General features: G+C 42.9%; 1 protein-coding gene, 1 rRNA gene and 1 pseudogene. All 3 read left to right on the top strand.

Annotated features, from left to right (window positions below):
* Window positions 1-97, top strand: a 5S ribosomal RNA gene (gene rrf / locus KH813_RS06450); the annotation flags it as partial.
* A gap of 309 nt (window positions 98-406) precedes the next feature.
* Complete coding sequence (locus KH813_RS06445; RefSeq protein ID WP_303994523.1) at window positions 407-2,218, top strand: MAG1210 family protein; 1,812 nt, start codon at window positions 407-409, stop codon at window positions 2,216-2,218.
* 10 nt (window positions 2,219-2,228) lie between these two features.
* Window positions 2,229-2,632, top strand: a pseudogene (locus KH813_RS06440) (LemA family protein); the annotation flags it as partial.

Genomic DNA, 2,632 nt, shown 5'->3' with positions numbered 1-2,632 from the left:
GGCGACACCTGTACCCATGCCGAACACAGTAGTTAAGCTCGTAAACGCCGAAAGTACTTGGCTGGAAACGGCCCGGGAGCATAGGTAGCTGCTGATTACATACACCCCTGCGTAAGCGGGGGTGTTTTTTATTCGAACGGGCAAGGATGGGAATCGGCCTTTTTCTGTGCGGCGTCTCCAGCTTTGTTCTGTTGGAAGATGTGTCCGAAGATAAGGAAGAATAATAGAATAGTAAAATAATAAAATCATAAAATCATAAATGATATCGACGGCCTTCTTTACAGTAAGAATGTAAGGGGGCGTTTTTGGTGTATGCATAATATCAAGCGACGATAGTATTAAAAAGAATTGACAAAGAAATGAGCAGATGCTATATATAAAATACACAAATGAGGAGGTTTATGTGATGCAGGAAAATACGGAGAAATTGCTTTCGCCGCTGAAATATTATGAAAATGAATTAAAAGAGCAATTTCGGGCAACAGTTGTCAGACGTTTTTCCGAATTGACAAAGCAATCGGGGGTTGATCTCGATCGTAATCGGGAGCTTGCAGCGGAGTATAAGCGGGTAGAGAAGAGCCGGATGTGGCCGAAACTGAAAATCAAATGTTTGACTTGGATAAAAAGGGCGGTCATCTTGGCAGAAGTGCTTTGGGGCTTTTGTTATGCGTTTTTTCTGTTTATTTTCTTTTTTGGAAATTTTACGTTCAGCAATTTGATTGAAACGACTTTGATTACACTGGCATTATTATTTTTGCATTTTGGCATTATTAAGTGGCTTATTAATAAATGGCAAGGGGATATCAGTGCAATTGGAGTTCGTATGAATGAGATTAGCAGACAGGCGGATGAATCCCTTTTGCCGCTAAAAAATTTGCTTCATAGTGAAATTACGCACGAGATAATCAAGCAGGTGTTACCATTGGTCAAACTGGATGATTACTTTGACATCCGCAGATTTGAGCAGTTGGTACGCGGATATTCGCTTCGTGAGCGAATGTCCGATCATGCAACTACATTGAGTTTGATCTCCGGAGACATTGTGGGTAATCCGTTTGTATTTGTGCGGGAGTGGGATGAGCAAATGGAGCCGTATACGTACACGGGGAGTATTCTGGTCAGTGTTAATAAATACTATACGGACTCGGACGGTAATCGCAGATCCAAGACGGTAGCGGAAACTGTTTCTGCGAGAATTCAGCGGCCAGGACCTGCATATCATCATCGAGTGTTCGTTTATTACGGTAATGAAGCAGCACCGAATTTAAGTTTTTCGCGTCAGCCGACAGTGGAAGCGGAGAAGCCGCTGTTTCCGCTGAAAAAATCCGCCGTGCAAAAAAATATCAAACGTTTCCGCAAAAAAACAAAAGAAGGAACAGGTTTTCAGATTATGGCAAACGAGGAGTTTGATGGCTCGTTTAATGCGGAAGATCGAAATCATGAGCAGGAGTTTCGGTTGCTGTTTACGCCTCTGGCACAGGAAAACTTCATGTATTTATTTGCACATTCTCCGCATCATGATAATTTCTATTTTTGGAAACGCGGTAAGCTCAATGAGGTTCGCACAATAAATAGCATGGATTGGAGAATGAATACCGGCTTGAAAACATACTACCATGTGTTTTATGATCAATTGAAAGCGAATTTTATTAACTTTAATTGCCAGTATTTTGACCAGCTGTTTTTTATGATGTTGCCGATATTAAGTATCCCTTTATATCAGCAGCACATGGCGGAGGACTATATTTACGGAGATACGTTCGATTATCGGTACAATAGCTATTTGACGGAAATGATAGTGAATCAGTTGAATTCGGATTTGTTCCGTCCGAATAATGCAGCTGTTAGAAATAATGTCGGTGTGTTAGTCAAAACCTATCCGTATCAAAAAGGAGAAAATTCGGAAATCATACGTGTTCGGGCCTATTCGTTCCGAGTGGAACCGCGTGTAACGCATGTATTGAGCGGTGCCAGTGACGGGAGTGCGCATAGTGTTCCCGTCCATTGGGAGGAGTATATTCGGGTGTATCAAGATCGGTATGTGGAAGTAATGCGAGTGGATACAGATCATGCCGAGGATATTCGTCGTTTAGAGCAGTATGCACGTTCGGCAAAAAATAGTAACGGTGCATTTGCATATCGGGATTATGTAGTGGCAAAATTATATGATGAAAATCAGCCGATTAAGGAATTAGTGGATCAAATTATTCATGGTTAAGGAGGAGAATATGGCAAATCAATTGGATGAGATGAATCCTGAATTTATGGAGGAAGGACGCGAGGTCGATGTTATTGTCAAGCAAATTCCTGTGACGGTGACCGAACAAGAGCGTATGCTCCCTCGGTTACTGATGATAGCCGGTGTGATCATTGCCGTGGCGGGGTGGTGGTTGGACTCATGGATGACGATTGGTATGGGGGCTGTTTTAGCGGGGTATCCTTGGTGGGCACTGCGAGAAGCGAGCTCGGAATTAAACATGATGGAACAGCGGATACAGACGGCGGCATCGGAGATTGATAATTACATGGAACAGCGGGTGATTATCTTGGAGAATTTGGTTCACTTGCTGGACAAATCGGTTGCGTTGGACAAAGAAGTGATGCTGGAAGTCACCAAGTATCGAAGCGGTGC

It is taken from the genome of Negativicoccus succinicivorans, assembly GCF_018373335.1.
Taxonomy (GTDB): domain Bacteria; phylum Bacillota; class Negativicutes; order Veillonellales; family Negativicoccaceae; genus Negativicoccus; species Negativicoccus succinicivorans_A.
This window is presented reverse-complemented; position numbering and strand designations above follow the sequence as displayed.

What these genes read in the sequence shown, in the direction of transcription:
- KH813_RS06445 (WP_303994523.1), top strand. Translation starts at nt 407, where the DNA reads ATGCAGGAAAATACGGAGAAATTGCTTTCGCCGCTGAAATATTATGAA.